The 16,701-nt window shown below is 57.1% G+C and carries 16 protein-coding genes; 12 read left to right on the top strand and 4 right to left on the bottom strand.

Annotation, left to right across the window (positions count from 1 at the left end):
* Positions 1-210: 210 nt before the first annotated feature.
* The 9 genes from AUC61_RS22185 to AUC61_RS22225 all read left to right on the top strand — a co-directional run bounded on the left by AUC61_RS22185 (position 211) and on the right by AUC61_RS22225 (position 8,311).
* Positions 211-1,236, top strand: a complete 1,026-nt coding sequence (locus AUC61_RS22185) for an NAD(P)H-dependent glycerol-3-phosphate dehydrogenase (RefSeq protein ID WP_122666552.1) — start codon at positions 211-213, stop codon at positions 1,234-1,236.
* Between the two features lie 78 nt (positions 1,237-1,314).
* Positions 1,315-1,605 (top strand): DUF4389 domain-containing protein, encoded by a 291-nt coding sequence (locus tag AUC61_RS22190; RefSeq protein ID WP_243248414.1) that lies wholly within the window; start codon positions 1,315-1,317, stop codon positions 1,603-1,605.
* Positions 1,602-2,057 (top strand): phosphohistidine phosphatase SixA, encoded by a 456-nt coding sequence (gene sixA, locus AUC61_RS22195; protein ID WP_243248340.1) that lies wholly within the window; start codon positions 1,602-1,604, stop codon positions 2,055-2,057. The genes AUC61_RS22190 and sixA overlap by 4 nt, the downstream gene beginning before the upstream one ends.
* A 226-nt stretch (positions 2,058-2,283) precedes the next feature.
* Entirely contained in the window at positions 2,284-3,954 is a 1,671-nt protein-coding gene (locus tag AUC61_RS22200; RefSeq protein WP_243248341.1) for an AMP-binding protein, read from the top strand.
* Positions 3,955-4,006: 52 nt separating this feature from the next.
* A complete protein-coding gene (locus AUC61_RS22205; protein ID WP_243248342.1) occupies positions 4,007-4,450 on the top strand; it encodes a hotdog fold thioesterase in 444 nt (147 codons plus the stop codon).
* A 116-nt stretch (positions 4,451-4,566) separates the two neighbouring features.
* Positions 4,567-5,364 carry an alpha/beta fold hydrolase gene (locus tag AUC61_RS22210; protein WP_243248343.1) on the top strand — a complete coding sequence of 266 codons (798 nt, stop codon included), beginning with the start codon at positions 4,567-4,569 and terminating at the stop codon, positions 5,362-5,364.
* A complete protein-coding gene (locus AUC61_RS22215; RefSeq protein ID WP_243248344.1) occupies positions 5,361-6,215 on the top strand; it encodes an alpha/beta fold hydrolase in 855 nt (284 codons plus the stop codon). The genes AUC61_RS22210 and AUC61_RS22215 overlap by 4 nt, the downstream gene beginning before the upstream one ends.
* A 130-nt stretch (positions 6,216-6,345) precedes the next feature.
* On the top strand, positions 6,346-7,164 hold the full coding sequence (locus AUC61_RS22220; protein WP_243248415.1) for a DUF4892 domain-containing protein: 819 nt from the start codon (positions 6,346-6,348) through the stop codon (positions 7,162-7,164).
* Positions 7,165-7,264: 100 nt separating this feature from the next.
* Entirely contained in the window at positions 7,265-8,311 is a 1,047-nt protein-coding gene (locus AUC61_RS22225) for an AI-2E family transporter (protein ID WP_122666560.1), read from the top strand.
* A 12-nt stretch (positions 8,312-8,323) separates the two neighbouring features.
* On the opposite strand, the gene AUC61_RS22230 is transcribed toward AUC61_RS22225, so the two are convergent.
* On the bottom strand, positions 8,324-9,574 hold the full coding sequence (locus AUC61_RS22230; protein ID WP_243248345.1) for an MFS transporter: 1,251 nt from the start codon (positions 9,572-9,574) through the stop codon (positions 8,324-8,326).
* A 361-nt stretch (positions 9,575-9,935) separates the two neighbouring features.
* Between AUC61_RS22230 and AUC61_RS22235 the strand changes: the two genes are divergently transcribed.
* Positions 9,936-11,423 carry a PAS domain S-box protein gene (locus AUC61_RS22235; protein ID WP_243248346.1) on the top strand — a complete coding sequence of 496 codons (1,488 nt, stop codon included), beginning with the start codon at positions 9,936-9,938 and terminating at the stop codon, positions 11,421-11,423.
* Between the two features lie 170 nt (positions 11,424-11,593).
* Positions 11,594-11,857, top strand: a complete 264-nt coding sequence (locus AUC61_RS22240; protein WP_243248347.1) for a DUF1652 domain-containing protein — start codon at positions 11,594-11,596, stop codon at positions 11,855-11,857.
* Here the strand turns inward: AUC61_RS22240 and AUC61_RS22245 are convergent.
* The gene (locus AUC61_RS22245) at positions 11,846-12,151 is read right to left on the bottom strand and encodes a DUF6482 family protein (protein ID WP_243248348.1); all 306 of its coding nucleotides are present in this window, start codon (positions 12,149-12,151) and stop codon (positions 11,846-11,848) included. The genes AUC61_RS22240 and AUC61_RS22245 overlap by 12 nt on opposite strands.
* Before the next feature lie 344 nt (positions 12,152-12,495).
* On the opposite strand from AUC61_RS22245, the gene AUC61_RS22250 reads away from it, so the two are divergent.
* Positions 12,496-14,115: a methyl-accepting chemotaxis protein gene (locus AUC61_RS22250; protein ID WP_243248349.1), complete on the top strand. Its 1,620-nt coding sequence runs from the start codon at positions 12,496-12,498 to the stop codon at positions 14,113-14,115.
* Positions 14,116-14,175: 60 nt separating this feature from the next.
* Here the strand turns inward: AUC61_RS22250 and AUC61_RS22255 are convergent, their stop codons facing one another.
* Both AUC61_RS22255 and AUC61_RS22260 read right to left on the bottom strand, forming a co-directional pair.
* On the bottom strand, positions 14,176-14,922 hold the full coding sequence (locus AUC61_RS22255) for a FadR/GntR family transcriptional regulator (RefSeq protein ID WP_243248350.1): 747 nt from the start codon (positions 14,920-14,922) through the stop codon (positions 14,176-14,178).
* A gap of 152 nt (positions 14,923-15,074) precedes the next feature.
* A complete protein-coding gene (locus tag AUC61_RS22260) occupies positions 15,075-16,658 on the bottom strand; it encodes an aldehyde dehydrogenase (NADP(+)) (RefSeq protein ID WP_243248351.1) in 1,584 nt (527 codons plus the stop codon).
* Positions 16,659-16,701: the final 43 nt, after the last annotated feature.

Below are 16,701 nucleotides of genomic sequence, written 5' to 3' on the forward strand. Positions count from 1 at the left end.
GGTGGGGCAAAAGCCTTTTGCTTACTTTTGGGCCCAAAAGTGAGGCGCTGTAAAAGCGCAACCAATATCAGCCATGCCCGCGGTAACGGATATGTACACAAGAACCACTACCAAGAACCACTTGGCAATGAACGTTGTCACTGGCCGCCATCGCCATGCTCCGTATAATGCCGTCATCGCCAGATGAGATGGCTCTAGATGGATGTTTTTATGACCACACAGCAACCTGTTGCGGTTCTGGGGGGCGGCAGCTTCGGCACCGCAGTGGCCAACTTGCTGGCGGAAAACGGCCGTCAGGTCCGTCAATGGATGCGCGACCCGGAACAGGCCGAGGCGATTCGGGTCAATCGCGAGAACCCTCGTTACCTCAAGGGTATAAAAATCCTGCCACTGGTTGAACCGGTCACAGACTTGGCAGCGACTCTGGATGAATGTGAGCTGGTTTTTGTCGCCTTGCCGTCCAGTGCTTTACGTAGCGTGCTGGCCCCTCACGTCGAGCGTTTGACGGGCAAGATGCTGGTCAGCCTGACCAAAGGGATTGAGGCGCAGTCATTCAAACTGATGAGTCAGATCATTGAAGACATCGCTCCGCAAGCCCGAATCGGCGTGTTATCAGGTCCCAATCTGGCGCGTGAAATCGCAGAGCACGCGCTGACTGCAACCGTGGTCGCCAGTGAAGACGAGGACCTCTGTCAGCAGGTCCAGGAAGTGCTGCACGGCAGGACGTTCAGGGTTTACGCCAGCAACGACCGCTTTGGTGTTGAGTTGGGCGGGGCGCTTAAAAACGTCTACGCGATTATCGCCGGTATGGCCGTGGCGCTGGACATGGGCGAGAACACCAAAAGCATGCTGATCACCCGTGCATTGGCGGAGATGACCCGTTTTGCCGTCAGCCAGGGCGCCAACCCGATGACCTTTCTTGGGCTGGCGGGCGTCGGTGACCTGATCGTGACCTGCTCTTCGCCGAAGAGCCGTAACTATCAAGTCGGATTTGCCTTGGGGCAGGGCTTGAGCCTGGACGAGGCCGTCAACCGTCTTGGCGAAGTCGCGGAAGGTGTCAACACGCTCAAAGTGCTGAAAGTCAAAGCTCAGGAGCTACAGGTGTACATGCCGCTGGTCGCGGGATTGCATGCAATTCTTTTCGAGGGTCGTACGCTCAGTCAGGTCATTGAACTGTTGATGCGCGCCGAGCCCAAAACAGACGTGGACTTCATTTCCACAACCGGCTTCAACTGATAGCCCTCATCCCGGGAGAAGATTTTGAACGAATCAAAAATCAAGCAACACGAATCGATTGTGCTGCGCATCCTCTGGATGGTGCTGTTTGTAGTGATCTGGCAACTCGCCGAACTACTGCTGGCAGGGGTGGTTCTGGTGCAATTGGGCTATCGTCTGATTTATGGTGCGCCGAGCGCCAGTCTGATGAACTTTGGCGACAGCCTGAGTCAGTTTCTCGCGCAGATAGGTCGGTTTGGCACGTTTCACACTGACCAGAAGCCGTGGCCGTTTGCGGACTGGCCAACGCCTCGTGCGCCGGATGGCGAGACGCCGCACAGCATCCCACCTGCCGCGCATCCTGTGCGCGATGAGGAGCCCAAACTGTGAAGCTATGGGTGTTGCGGCACGGAGAGGCCCAGGCTCACGCACGCAGTGATGCGCAGCGTGAGCTGACCGGTCATGGTCGTGAGGAGGTCCTGCAAAGTGCCGCTCATTTGCTGGGTAAACCCCTGACGCGAATCCTCGCCAGCCCCTATGTTCGAGCACAGCAGACTGCTGAACTGGTGCGTCAGGCGCTGGGTTTCAGCGATGCTGTGGTGACGGTGTCCTGGCTCACGCCGGAAAGTGATCCGGGCAAAGTGCTGAGTCAACTGGACGCTTATGCCGCTGATGATGTTTTGTTAGTCAGCCATCAGCCTCTGGTGGGCGCGTTGATTGGGCTCGCCGTGCACGGCAGTCATCAGCAGCCACAACCCATGAGTACTGCCAGCCTGGCTGAATTGAAAGGTGAATTTGCGCTGGCCGGAGCGATGGAATTGCTGAGCGTGCGGCACGTTTGATGTGCCTGGCTAGCTAACTCGGCGTGAAACTTTTCCGACAACCAGAGTCCTGCCCGCTAGTTTGAGGCGCCTTTATCGTCCGGATATGGGCGCCCGGGTTTCACTTGCGTTACATCCCTCAAGCCAGGCACTCATTGCATAAAACTGCTTTCAGATAACCGGCAACCAAGCAGTTGCTTGGTCGACTACGCTTGCTCCGAATAAAAATAAAAAGGAGTGAGTCGCAATGACTATCGCCGTTGCTTTGCCGTTGAGCCGCTTCTATGACCGTGAGGCTCAGAACCCTGACACGCCCTATCTGGTTCAGCCTCTGGCTGATGGGCGGGTACAGTCCTTGAGTTGGTCAGAAGTCGGCAATCAGGCGCGGCGGGCAGCGCATTGGTTGCGACGTCGAGGGCTGCCCCGAGGTAGCTCCATCGCAATCATTTCGAAAAACTGCGCTCACTGGATCATTACCGATCTGGCGATCTGGATGGCCGGACATGTCTCAGTGCCGCTGTACCCCAATCTGACCGCGGACTCCGTGGCTCAGGTTCTGGAGCATTCCGATGCTGTACTGGTATTTGTCGGCAAGCTCGATGAATGGCCCGCCATGAGTCGGGGAATCAAAGTCGGGCTGCAAACCATCGCCTTGCCGATTTGCCCTGGTGACGCACAGTTTGATTTTACCTGGGATGATTTACAGCGCTGGGAGCCCATCAAGGACAACCCTTACGGCCACGCCGATCAGTTGGCGACGATCATCTATACCTCGGGAACCACAGGTGCTCCCAAAGGCGTGATGCACAGTTTTGGAAACCTGGCATTTGCTGCGACTTATGGCAGCAGCATCTTTGGCCTGGGTGAAAAAGACCGTTTGTTCTCCTACCTGCCGTTATGCCATGTGGCTGAACGAATGTTTGTCGAAATGGCGTCGTTCTATGGTGGCCAGACGGTCTTTTTTGCGCAGAGCCTCGACACTTTTCTCGATGATCTGAAGCGCGCGCGACCCACCGCATTGTTCGCTGTGCCGCGCATCTGGACCCGTTTCCAGATGGGCGTCTACAGCAAAATCCCGCCTGCGCGTCTGGACCTTTTGCTGGGCTTGCCACTGATCGGCAGCTATATGGGACGCAAGGTGCTCAAGGGGCTGGGGCTGGATGCGTTGAAAGTGTCCTTGTCCGGGGCCGCGCCTGTTCCGCAAACGTTATTGCACTGGTATCGGCGGCTGGGCCTGGATGTGCTGGAGGTCTACGGCATGACTGAGAGTTGCGGGTACTCGCATATCTGTCGACCTGCAAAGCAGAAGCCGGGCTGGATTGGGCAGCCTTGCCCTGAGGTTGAGGTGCGCATTGCCGATAATGGTGAGGTGCTTGTGCGCAGCGGAGCGAACATGTCCGGCTACTTCAAGGACCCGCAGAGAACTGCTGAGACGCTGACGGATGACGGCTTTCTGCACACTGGTGACAAAGGCGAACAGGACGCTGACGGTTATTTACGGCTGACGGGCAGGCTCAAAGAGATCTTCAAAACCAGCAAAGGCAAATATGTAGCACCGGCGCCTATCGAGAACTTGCTGGCCATGCATTCGCGAATTGAACAAGTCTGTGTAGTGGGCGAGGGCCTGGTCGCACCGCTCGGTCTGTGTGTGCTGTCGGCCGCTGAGTCTCAAGCGCTCTCCAGTGCGAGTCGCGCGGCATTGGAGAAGAGCCTTGCGACGCTGCTGGACAGGGTCAATGCCGATCTCGACAAACATCAACGCTTGCACAGATTAGTGGTGGTGAAAGATAGTTGGGGGGTCGAAAACGGTTTCCTGACTCCGACCCTGAAGATCAAACGCACAGTGATCGAATCCGTTTATGGCGAGCGCTTTCAGGAATGGAGCTCGCGTCCGGAGGCGGTGGTGTGGCAGGAGTGAGGCGATTAATTCCAGCGCTCATTTTTCGGGCGCTTCATAACAAGGATTGACTATGAGCGTGTGGCGCGAAACCCCGAATCTTGACCAGCTTAATGCCAACAGTAAAAACACCATTCTTGAATTGCTCGATATCCGTTTTGAGTCTTTTACCGAGGACTCTTTGACCGCCAGCATGGTGGTTGATCACCGTACTCATCAGCCTTACGGCCTGCTGCACGGCGGGGCGTCAGTGGTGTTGGCCGAGTCGTTGGGTTCTTCAGCCAGTTATCTGTGCATCGACACCAGCAAGTATTTTTGCGTCGGTATCGAGGTCAACGCCAACCATCTGCGTGGCGTGCGCAGTGGTCGGGTAACGGCGGTGGCGCACGCGGTGCACATCGGTCGCAGCACCCATGTCTGGGATATCCGCCTGACCAGCGATGAAGGCAAAGCCAGCTGCATCTCGCGATTAACCGTTGCTGTCGTGCCTCTAGGTCAGGAACCTCCGGCACGCTAAGTGTCGCTTATGCCGTCTGATGGCCGGATCACCGTGTTCGATGGCCGTTACGATCATTGCTGAGGTGCCCGTCGTTACGCACAATCGCAACTGATCTGGTCATTGGGTGCTCCGGCATGTCGCAACAGGTGTTCTTCGCTCACGCCAACGGTTTTCCGTCTGGTACCTACAGCAAGCTATTCGCGGCACTGGCGCCGGACTATGCCGTGAGCCATCTCGATCAGCATGCCCACGATCCACGCTTCCCGGTGGATGATAACTGGCTGAATCTGGTGGATGAGCTGATTCATCATCTGCGTGAGCAGCCCGAGCCAGTGTGGGGTGTCGGGCATTCTTTGGGTGGTGTGCTGCATTTACATGCTGCGATGCGTTGTCCTGAACTGTATCGCGGCGTGGTCATGCTCGATTCACCGGTGCTGACCCTCGCTGATCAATGGATGATTCGCGCTGCCAAGCGGTTTGGTTTTATCGATCGTATTACCCCGGCCGGGCGCACGGTGGGGCGTCGCGAGGCGTTTGCCGACATTGAGTCGGCGCGACTGTACTTCTCTGGCAAAACCCTGTTCCGCCGCTTTGATCCCGAATGTCTGGATGCTTACCTGCAACATGGCTTGCACAATGATGGCGAGCAACTGCGCCTGCGTTTCGATCCCGCCACGGAAATCAGTATTTACCGCAGCGTGCCACATACCAGTCCGGGCCAGTCCCGGCAGCTCAAACTGCCGCTGGCCGTGGTGCGTGGCGAGCACAGTCGAGTCGTGATGCGCCACCATGCGCGTTCTGTCAGGCGGATGCCCCAAGGGGAGTATTTGTCTATGCCAGGCGGGCATATGTTTCCTCTGGAACGTCCTGAAGCCACGGCGCAGATGCTCAAGGCACTGTTCAGCCGCTGGACAGCCGGTGTCGACGCATGAGTCATTCAGTGGAAGAAGTCCGTTTGAGCCTGCCGCACATCGAGTTGGCGGCGCATTTGTACGGTCCTGAAGACGGTCAGCCGGTCATCGCCTTGCATGGCTGGCTCGACAATGCCAACAGCTTTGCCCGACTTGCGCCGCTGCTACCGGGTTTGCGCATTGTTGCGCTGGATCTCGCCGGGCATGGTCATTCCAGCCACCGCCCGCCAGGCGCGAGTTATGCGCTGGCTGATTACGTTCACGATGTACTGCGGGTTGCCGAACAACTTGGCTGGCAGCAGTTTTCATTACTGGGCCATTCCCTGGGGGCAATTATTTCGGTGTTCCTCGCCGGTGCATTGCCTGATCGTGTGTCGCGACTGGCGCTGATCGATGGTCTGGTACCGCCTACCGGTGAGGCAGATAACGCAGCAGAGCAGTTGGGCAGGTCTTTACAGGCGCAGTTGCGTCTGGCGAACAAACGCAAGCCGGTTTATCCCGATCAAGAGCAGGCGATCTGTGCGCGGATGAAGGGGGCGGTCGCGGTCACCCGTGAAGCTGCCGAGTTGCTGGCCCAGCGTGGCTTGATGCCGGTGCCGGGTGGTTACACCTGGCGCAGTGATGAACGCCTGACGTTGCCCTCGGCCATTCGCATAACCCGCCCGCAAGCCATGGCGTTCGTCGAGGCTATTCGCTGTCCGACACATTTGGTAGTAGCTTCTCAAGGGTTACTGGCGCAGCAGAAGACGTTGCTTTCAACGTTGCCTTTTGAGGTCTCGGGCCTGTCAGGAGGCCATCATCTGCATCTCAACGATCACGTCGGGGCGAGCGCTGTTGCAGACTGTTTCAATCGCTTCTTCGCTGCGCCTTGACTTGCGTCGGGCAACTGTCGAGGCTGGGCGGGTTGAAACAGGAATCAATCATGATGGATCTATGTATCGCTGCACCTTTTAAACTGCCCGTTAACGCTTTTTCCCTGAACGTGACGCAATGAGCGCGCCTATGGGAGTGACTCGCGCATTTGGATTGACCTTGTGTGCATCTGTACTCAGCACATCCTTGTGGGCTGCCGACGTCCCCGGCAGCAGCGATCTGCAGATCGTGCCGAGGCTGGCTGACGCGGAAATCGTCGATTACCGTCCTGCTGCCGAACTTGAACGCATCTATCCAATGGGCTCAATCCGCAAGATCAGTGGGCAATTGCGCTTTGATGGTCAGATCAACGCTCGTGGCAATGTCACCGGTGTGACCTATCAACTACCAGCCGAACGTACCTCATATGAGGCTTTTACCGCTGCTCGCGAAGCGTTGCAGGCGCAAGGTGCCGAGCTGTTGTTCTGGTGTCAGGCAAGGGACTGCGGCGAAAGCAGCCTATGGGCCAACGAAGTGTTCGGCAACGCCAAACTGTACGGCGCGGACGAGCAACAAGCTTATCTGCTGTTGCGCCTGGCCGAACCCAAAAGTGACACGCTGGTTGCCTTGTACAGCATTACGCGAGGCAACCGCCGGGCTTACCTGCATGTCGAACAGTTCGAAGCTGCTGCACCGCTGGGTGAGCTGATGCCCACATCCGGCACGCTGCTGCGGCAGTTGAAAAGCACCGGCAAGCTGGCGTTGCCGAAACTGTCGGGCGCGCCTCAGGACGCGTGGCTGACGTTGTTGTCGCGCGGTCTGAATCTGGACAGCAGCTTGCGCGCCACGGTCTCGGGTCCCCAAGCTGAAGCCTGGCGTCAGGCGTTGATTGGCAAAGGTGTGCGAGCAGCGCGACTGGAGGCAGGAACCGGCGATACGACCGGGCTGCTTATCGAACTCATTCGCTGAGTAAGGCTCTTATCCGCGTCCACGGCGAACACTGACGTTGTCACTGTTCGCCGTTATGCTTCACTTCTGATGTCCTGACACTTCTTTTGGAAACCGCCCCATGTTCAATAACGACCGTCTGTTGGTGCAGATTCTGCTCCTGGCGCTACTGGGTGCCTGTGTCTGGGTGATGGCGCCGTTCTGGTCGGCGCTGTTCTGGGGCGCAGTGCTGGCATTTGCCAGTTGGCCTCTGATGCGCCTGCTGACCCGCTGGCTCAAAGGGCGCGAGTCTCTTGCGGCGCTGATTCTGAGTCTGGGCTGGATGATTCTGGTGGCCGCACCGCTGGTCTGGTTAGGGTTCAACCTGGCAGACCACGTACGTGACGTCACTGTGTTGATCAAAGACATACAGGTGGATGGATTGCCCGATCCTCCGGGTTGGCTGGGTAGCGTCCCGCTGGTAGGTGAGCGCCTGGTTGCATTCTGGAACAGCATTGATCAGCAGGGCGCAGCCTTGATGACCACCATCAAACCGTATCTCGGTCAGGTAGGTAACTGGTTGTTGGCACGCAGCGCGCAGATCGGTGGCGGCATCCTAGAACTGACGCTGAGCCTTGTGTTCGTGTTCTTCTTTTACCGTGATGGCCCGCGGCTCGCGGCGTTTGTCCTGCGTTTGCTGGAGCGATTGATCGGTGAGCGGGCGCAATATTACCTGGACCTGGTGGCTGGCACCGTGCAGCGTGTTGTCAACGGCGTGATCGGTACTGCTGCCGCACAGGCTGTACTGGCGTTGATCGGCTTCCTGATTGCTGGTGTGCCTGGTGCATTGGTGCTGGGCATCATGACCTTTATGTTCAGCCTGATCCCGATGGGACCGCCACTGGTATGGATTCCCGCAACCGCCTGGCTGGCGTGGAATGGCAGCTACGGCATGGCGATTTTTCTTGCCATCTGGGGCACGTTCATCATCAGCGGGGTCGATAACGTGCTCAAGCCTTACCTGATCAGCCGTGGCGGTAATCTGCCGTTGGTGATCGTTTTGCTGGGCGTATTCGGCGGCTTGCTGGCCTTCGGTTTCATCGGGCTGTTCATCGGCCCCACGCTGTTGGCGGTGGCCTACAGCCTGGTAACCGATTGGGCACGTAGCGAGCGCCCCGCAAGGAGCTGATCCAGACTTCTTTCACGCGACCGGGAGGGCGGCGTCTGTCGTTTCTTCCGGACGCTGAATGGCGGTCCGGGTTTCCGGCATCCTCAGCAGCAACAACAGCGCGGCTGTCGCGATTGCGGCAAGCGTCAGAAACGCCGCGCTGTAGCCCGCATTCTGGACAATCAGCCCTGCCAGCCCGTTGCTCAAAGCAGCACCGAGGCCAAATATCGTGGAAATGACCCCAAGGCTGACGCTGAAACGACCGGTTCCCTGAGTCAGGTCCTTGACCACCAGGGGGAACAACGCCCCGAACAATCCGGCACCGATGCCGTCGAGCAACTGCACGGCAACCAGCCAGAACGGGTTATCGGACAGCACATAAAGTACGCCGCGGATCGGCAGAATCAGAAAGCCAGCCAACAGCAACGGCTTGCGCCCCCAGACGTCGGCCTTTGCCCCCACCAGCAGCGCCATAGGCACCATGACCCACTGTGCGGCGACGATGCAGGCCGATGTCAGCGGTGTCGCCAATTGCAGGTTCACCTCAGCGAGCTTCTGGCTCACTAACGGCAACATCGCCGCGTTGGCCAGGTGGAAGAGGGCGCAGCAGGCAGCGAACAGCAACAAGGTTTTATTGCCTGCCAGTGCTTTGAGGCCTGAAGGCTGTGCGTGGTGCTGTGCATCGCCAGTGCTCAGCTCCCGAGCGACATCATGATCAATTGCGTCAGCGGATACGCAACTGACGGCGATGACGCTGGCGACCGCCATCGCCGCCATCAAATAGAACACTGCGATCGGGCCAAACAGGTACGCGAAACCACCTGCGAGCATGGCTGCACACGCGTTACCCGCGTGATTGAAGGTTTCGTTGCGCCCGGTGCGCCGGGTAAACGCCTTGGGGCCTGTAATACCCAGAGAGATGGCGGCAATAGCCGGAACAAAGACTGACGCGGCAATCCCGCTGATCGCCTGGGTGATCGCAATCAGGCTGACCGAAGAGGTGAAGGGCAGGATCAGACAGCTGGCAGTTACCAGTAGCGCGGCGACTGCAATCACCGCCCGTTTGTAATGAGTGCTGTCGATCAGCGCCCCGGCCGGACCCTGGGTCACCAGACCGGCGATTGCCGCGACCGTCATCACAATACCAATGCTGGCCGGATCCCAGTGATGCACCGCCAGCAGATAGATAGCCAGGTAAGGCCCAAGCCCGTCTCGAACATCAGCGAGGAAGAAATTGAGGGCATCCAGTGAACGGTTGTTGCGGCGTTGGGTATGGGCGTCCACGGAGTTTCTCGATCAGGCGATGATGATTGAGCTTTGAGCGGTGGTTACGGAAAAGGTTTGCTGCCCCATCGAGTTTTCATTGGGGCGCAAGGTGGACCCGCTTTAGCCGGGAAAGCGGTATCTCTCACGACTTGTTTATAGAGACGGTAAGGGCGTCTGCCTGGCTAAACCGGGTCCCACGTCATCGCGCCCAGGTTCAGATTGACCCCGCGACAGATTGCATTCCAGCTGAACGCCCTCGAATTCTTTGGAATTCATGGGAATGCTTGATTGTCCTACCGACATTGGGCAACGAACCGCGGCCACTGAGCATTTGAATTCAGCAGCGTGCCGGATGCTCTTAACATGGAATGGAGGAACCATGAGTCAAGCAGTCCTTGATAGAGAAACCGATCGTCGACAGTTGCAGAGCATCATTGGTGGCCTTTCTGATGGCGTACTTTTGATCGAACTGGATCAGAGCATTCTGTGGGCCAATGAATCCGCGCTGGAGATGCACGGCGTCAGCCACGTCAAGGAGTTGGGTCGTAACGTCACAGAATATGCTTCGCGGTTCAACCTGCGCTATCGCAACAATCATCCGCTTGCACTGGAGAATTACCCGATCAGCCGTATTGCTGAGGGCGAGTCCTTCAGTGATGTGGTGGTGGAGGTCAGGCCGGTGGGTAACGAAGACAAATGCTGGGTGCACCGGGTGCGGAGCATGGTGCTGGATGGTCGGTCGGGTGAGCCTGAGTTAATGGCACTGATCATCACCGACGCCACCGAACTGGCCAGTGCCGAGCAACGCTTCGAGCGTACCTTTGCTGCCAATCCGGCACCGGCGGTTATTTGCAGGCTCAGCGATTTACGTTACATCAAAGTCAATCCAGGCTTTCTGGAAATGACCGGCTATACCCGTGAGCAGGTTATCGGACGTTCCGTGTATGAGCTGGACGTTCTGGAAAACGCCGAACGCAAGGATCTGGCCATTGAGCGTCTCAACGATGGCGGCACCATCCCGCAGATGCAGGCTGAGCTCAAGCTGCCCGAAGGTGGCAGCAAGCTGGTGATTGTTGCTGGCCAGCCGCTGGACATCAATGAAGACGACTGCATGCTGTTTTCCTTCATGGACATGGAGCCCCGTCGCAAGGTCGAGACCGCGTTACGACAGAGCGAAGAGCGCTTCGCCAAAGCGTTTCGCCTGACCCCTGTACCGACTCTGGTGTGCAATGCCGAATCGCAGTTTGTGGTTGAGGTCAATAATGCGTTCATCAGCACCACCGGGTTTACCGCCCAGGAGCTGACAGGACGATCCGTTGAAGAGCTGGGTTTCATCGATGGCAAAAAAACGTGCGAGCAGATTTTCGAGGTGTTGAAGAAGACTGGCAGCATTGAAGGCATGGAGCTCAAGGTGCGCAAGCGTGGCGACGAGTTGATTGATTGCGTGTTGTCTGCCGACACCGTCGTCATTCAGGATGTCCCGTGTTATCTGCTGGTGATCATGGATATTTCAGAGCGTAAGCGATCCGATCTGGAGCTGATCGCGGCGATTGAAGAGGTCATGCAGGATGCGTCATGGTTCGCACGTTCATTGATCGAGAAGCTTGCCAACGTCAAGAAGGGCAAGGCACCGCAATTGCCGGGCATTTCGCTGACAGATCTGACCAGTCGTGAAAAAGACGTATTGGGCTTGATCTGTGAAGGCCTGGCAGACAAGGAAATCGCAGCGCGCCTCAAGCTGGCGCCTAATACCGTGCGTAATCACGTGGCAACGATGTACTCCAAACTGGGCGTGCACAGTCGCGCGGAGGCAATTGTCTGGGCGCGCGAGCGTGCACTATTCACTAGTGACAACCGCAAGCAATAGCACTAACAAAAAGTGCAAATGCACTAGTGCTATCAGTGCAAATTCGTCTGGTTGATCCGGCACGGCTTTCTTTACCCTGACCGTCCATTTTCTGGACCTTGTCAGGGGCCTCCGTTGCAGAATTTTAAACGCTTGCGGATTCAAGATGGCTGGCCACAGGGTGGTCAGAAGTGAGCTGGCTGTCACAGGTCCGTCACGAAATCGAAGGCAGTTTCGAGCCTTTGGCATGCGAGTGCGTGATTGGAGCCGATTCATCCTTGAGTGTGCGCATTTATGATCGTGAATCGGGGCGCGTTGATCTAATGGTCATCGGCATTGCTCTCGATCAGGTAAAGACGCAGCACGACGTACTGGCGTTGATCAACGAGTTACGTGATGAGCTGGGCAGCGTCGGTATGAACCCTCTCGATATAGAGCCTTCCTCACAGGCTTGAACGCCACGGGATCGGTTCGCGGTTGGGCTGCCGGTCTACGCTGCCCAGTCCGACCATCTCATCCTGAACCGCTGGCTGGACCAGAAACAGCGGCACTTCCGGTACGCCTTTCAGATTCTTGCGAGCCTCTTCCATTGAGGCGACATGCAGGGTGCTTCCCTTGGCGTTGATCAGTGGGTGAGACTTGCCACTCTTCAACGCGTGCATGACGTAGGAGCCACCCTCCATCGCGACCAGATGGACTTCTTCGATCTCACCCGCCTTCACATGATCGGCCAGCTTGCTCAGTTCCATGACGTCACCTTTATCTGTGTGGCGGGCGATTGCCTGCCTGTCTTGATTCGAGGCGCACGCGCTGGCTGAGTTCGAACTGAATGGATTAATGGTCGTCGAACCGATTTGGCGGTAGCGGAATAAAAACTGACTGTTTGATCAGTTTAAGGTTTTAAATGTGTTTTATTTGTCGGTGAATTCTTTCATTTCGCTTTCAATTAATCATTTTTTTACTCTCGCTGCGGAAGTTTTCACTGTTAATTGATCGTTTTAAAACTCATTACCCCCACGGCCCCTCAAGCTTGTTTTTTAATGGCCGATAGTTTCAGGTTGAATGTTAATCAAACTGAAACAGGAGTCTGTCAATGAGAAACCTCAAGGTATCGGTGCGCGCGACGCTAAGTTTCATGTTTATCGCTTTTTTGCTGGTCGCCCTCGGTGGTATTTCCGTCTGGAAAATGGGCGAAATTCGTGAGACGGCTGCGGACCTGGAAAATGACTCCCTGGCCAGCATTGTCGTAGCAGACCGTATTAATGCCGCCATGCTCCGACTGCGCCTTGAGAACCGCAGACTGATATCTCAGACGGACCCCCAGAGTATTGCGGCGACCATCCAGACCATTAATACCGTAAGTGGCGAGCTCAGAAAGCAAATTAAGACCTATGCGCCTTTTGTTGCCAGTGACCGGGAAGGCCAGTTATTCAAAGCTGTTTCTGAAAACGCTGAAAAGATGCTAGCCGCTTTTGATGGTGTTTCAGCGCTTGTTACCCGAGGGTCAACGGCCGAAGCACTCGCTTATATAAATAGCAATGTCACGCCTGTTACACGACCGCTCGAAGAGGCGGTGGGCGGGCTTGTACAGATGAATATTGACGAGGCGGACAATGCGGGAAAAGAGTCCGAAGCCTCTTATGAAAGTGGTTTGATATTTGTCATCGTTATTATTGTCGCCGCCGCACTGGCGACCGTTGTGCTAGCTATTCTGTTTACCCAAAGTATTGTCGCTCCATTACGGGACATGTTGAAGGTCAATGAAACGATCGCCAAAGGCGATCTACGCAGTGTAATTACCGTCACCGGTAAGGACGAATTTGCCGACCTCATGCGCTCCACTCAAGTCATGCAGAAAAACCTGCGCGACACCATCAAGCTGATCGGTGATTCATCTACTCAATTGGCCTCGGCGTCCGAAGAGATGAACGCGGTCACCGAAGAGTCCAGCAAAGGGTTGATGCGCCAGAACACCGAAATCGACCAAGCGGCGACGGCGGTGAATGAAATGACTGCGGCTGTTGATGAAGTCGCCCGTAATGCAGCTTCGGCGTCTGACGCCGCCAAGGCTTCTGATCAGGCGACACGCACTGGCGCTTCGCGCGTCACCAGCACGGTTACAGCTATCGAGAGACTCAGTCAGACCGTGCAGAACACCAGCGGTGATGTTCAGCGTCTAGCGGTACAGTCCAAGGACATCAGCAAGGTGCTGGACGTAATTCGTACCATTGCCGAGCAGACAAACCTGCTGGCCTTGAACGCGGCTATTGAAGCGGCGCGGGCCGGTGAGCAGGGTCGCGGATTTGCAGTCGTTGCCGATGAGGTGAGGGCCCTTGCCCACCGTACTCAGACCTCGACTCAAGAAATTGAGCAAATGATCGGCGACATTCTCAAGGGTACCGAGCAGGCCACCAAGGCCATGAGCGAGAGCTGCGAGCAGGCGCAAGGCACGCTGAGTGTGGCCCATGAAGCGGGCGCGGCGTTGACGTTGATTGCCAAAGCCATCAATGAAATCAACGAAATGAACCTGATGATCGCCACTGCTTCCGAGCAGCAGGCCCAAGTGGCTCGTTCGGTTGACGGCAACCTCATGAGCATTCGGGATTTGTCGATCCAGAGCGCGACCGGCGCCCATCAGACGGCGGCGGCGAGTTCCGAGTTGTCGCGTCTGGCAGTAGACATGAACAAGCTGGTGGGACGATTCTCGCTTTAATTTTTGTGCAGGGGAGAGGTGTACCGGCGAAAAAGCCGGTACGCCTTGTCCGGTCAGATTTTATGAACCCCGTCGCTCATACGCGACGCGCAAGCGTTCACGAATATTGCTCAAATGGCGGCGCATGGCGGCTCTCGCACCGTCCGGGTCACGATTGGCGATGGTCGCGTAGATGTCGTGATGTTCCTGGCGCAGCCTGGCGCTGTAGTCTTCGATGGCAGTATTGGCCAGGGCTGCCGAGTTGAGCCGGTTGCGGGGAATCAGTGTCAGGCCCAAATGTTCGGTGATATCAGCGAAATAGCGGTTGTCAGTGGCCAGCGCAATTTGCTGATGAAAATCGAAATCGGCAGCCGCCGCTTCGGCTCGGCTGACCGTCGGGTCTTCGATGATCTTCAGCGCCTGGTGCATGCGCGCCAGATGGTCTTCAGTCCTGCGCAGAGCGGCAAAGCCTGCGGAGTCGACTTCGATACCGATGCGTAGTTCGATGACGGCCATGACATCGCTGAGCGTGCGGTCCGCTTGCGGGTCGATCTGATCAACGCGCTGTCTGACCACGAACGTGCCGATGCCATGCCGGGTTTCCACCAGCCCGTGGGATTGCAGATGGGAAATGGCTTCTCGCACAACGGTACGACTCACGCCATGTTCCTGGGTGATGTGTTTTTCCGGCGGGAGCTTGTCACCGACCTTCAGTTGGCCGTCTTCAATCATGCTGGTCAGGATATTGGCCAGCGCCAGAGTCAGATTGCGCGGACGTCTTATGGACGAGTCGGTCTCTGCTGGTTCGGAAATCGGGGTGGGGTTCATGGTGTGTTCCACCTGATGAAAAAATGCGCTTTCCAGTCGCACCCATTGACGCGCTGTCAGCTCTTCACGACGTTCACATGACGTTCACATAAAGAAACGGCGCGGCTTGAGGGCCGCGCCGTTTCTTTTACAGAGCACTGATCAGGTCAGTCTCAAGCGATGGGCTGATCGCTCCACTCGCTGTTGACCAGACGCTTGAGGCCCAGCGGGTTAGCGTTCTGCAACGCTTCTGGCAGCAGGCTGTCAGGGTAGTTCTGATAGCAGACAGGACGCAGGAAGCGATCGATGGCCAGAGTGCCCACCGAAGTACCACGTGCATCGGAAGTCGCCGGGTATGGACCACCGTGAACCATGGCTTCGCAGACTTCGACGCCGGTCGGGTAACCGTTGACGAGGATGCGGCCGACTTTCTCTTCCAGCACCGGTACCAGCCATTGGTACTTCTGCAGGTCGCTCTGCTCGCCGATCAGAGTGGCGGTCAGTTGGCCGCGCAGGCCTTGCAGCGCGCTTTTCAGTTGCGCGTCGTCAGCGACTTCGATGACCAGGGTGGTTGGGCCGAATACTTCTTCCTGCAGCAGCGGGTCGCCATTGAGCAGCAGGCTGACGTCAGCTTTGAAAAGTTGAGCCTGAGCCTGTTTGCCTTCCTGCGGTTTACCCGCCAGGTGCGTAACGCCTGGGTGCGACAGCAGATGCTGAACGCCTTTGCTGTAGCTGCGCAGGCCACCTGCGTTAAGCATGGTTTGTGGAGCCTGGCCACCCATGTGTTCCTGAAGTTGCTCAAGGAACCTGGTGAAGGTTGGCGAGCTGATGCCGATCACAACGCCTGGGTTGGTGCAGAACTGACCTGCGCCCATGACGACCGAAGCTGCAAGGTCCTTGGCCACGGTATCACCGCGAGCGGCCAGCGCTTCAGGCAACAGAACAACCGGGTTGATGCTCGACATTTCCGCGAACACCGGGATCGGCTCAGGACGTTCGGCAGCCATTTTGCACAGTGCGTCGCCACCGCTCAGGGAGCCAGTGAAGCCAACGGCTTTGATGGCCGGATGCTTGACCAGACCTTCGCCAACGCCGCTGCCGAAAATCATGTTGAACACGCCTTTCGGCATGTTGGTTTTTTCTGCCGCGCGGATGATCGCAGAACCGACCAGGTCGGCAGTTGCCATGTGGCCGCTGTGCGCTTTGAACACAACCGGGCAACCGGAAGCCAGTGCTGCTGCGGTGTCGCCGCCAGCAGTAGAGAAAGCCAGCGGGAAGTTGCTCGCGCCGAACACGGCAACCGGGCCTACGCCGATGCGGTATTGACGCAGGTCGACGCGTGGCAGAGGCTTACGATCCGGCAGTGCCAGGTCAATGCGTGCCCCCAGGAAGTCACCGCGACGCAGGACTTTGGCGAACAGGCGCATCTGGCCGCTTGTACGTCCGCGCTCACCCTGAATACGGGCGGTCGGCAGGGCGGTTTCCTGGCAAACGATGGCAACGAAATCATCACCGAGCTGGTCCAGCTCGTCGGCGATTGCATCAAGGAATTCTGCACGACGCGCCGGGCTCAGCTGACGGTATTCAGCAAAAGCGCCTTTTGCTGCCAGGGCTGCTGCGTCGATTTCTGCATCGGTGGCCTGGTAGAAACTGTAGGGCAGTGCTTCACCGGTAGTGGCGTCGAGACTTTTGTGTTGCGGCTCGCCAAGTGCGCTACGTGCGCCTGCGATGAAGTTGTGGCCGAGAACATTAGGCATCTGTGTCTCCTGTTTTTATTTGCGGGTTTAATCAGGCTGGTGC

Source organism: Pseudomonas maioricensis, assembly GCF_022790535.1.
Taxonomy (GTDB): domain Bacteria; phylum Pseudomonadota; class Gammaproteobacteria; order Pseudomonadales; family Pseudomonadaceae; genus Aquipseudomonas; species Aquipseudomonas maioricensis.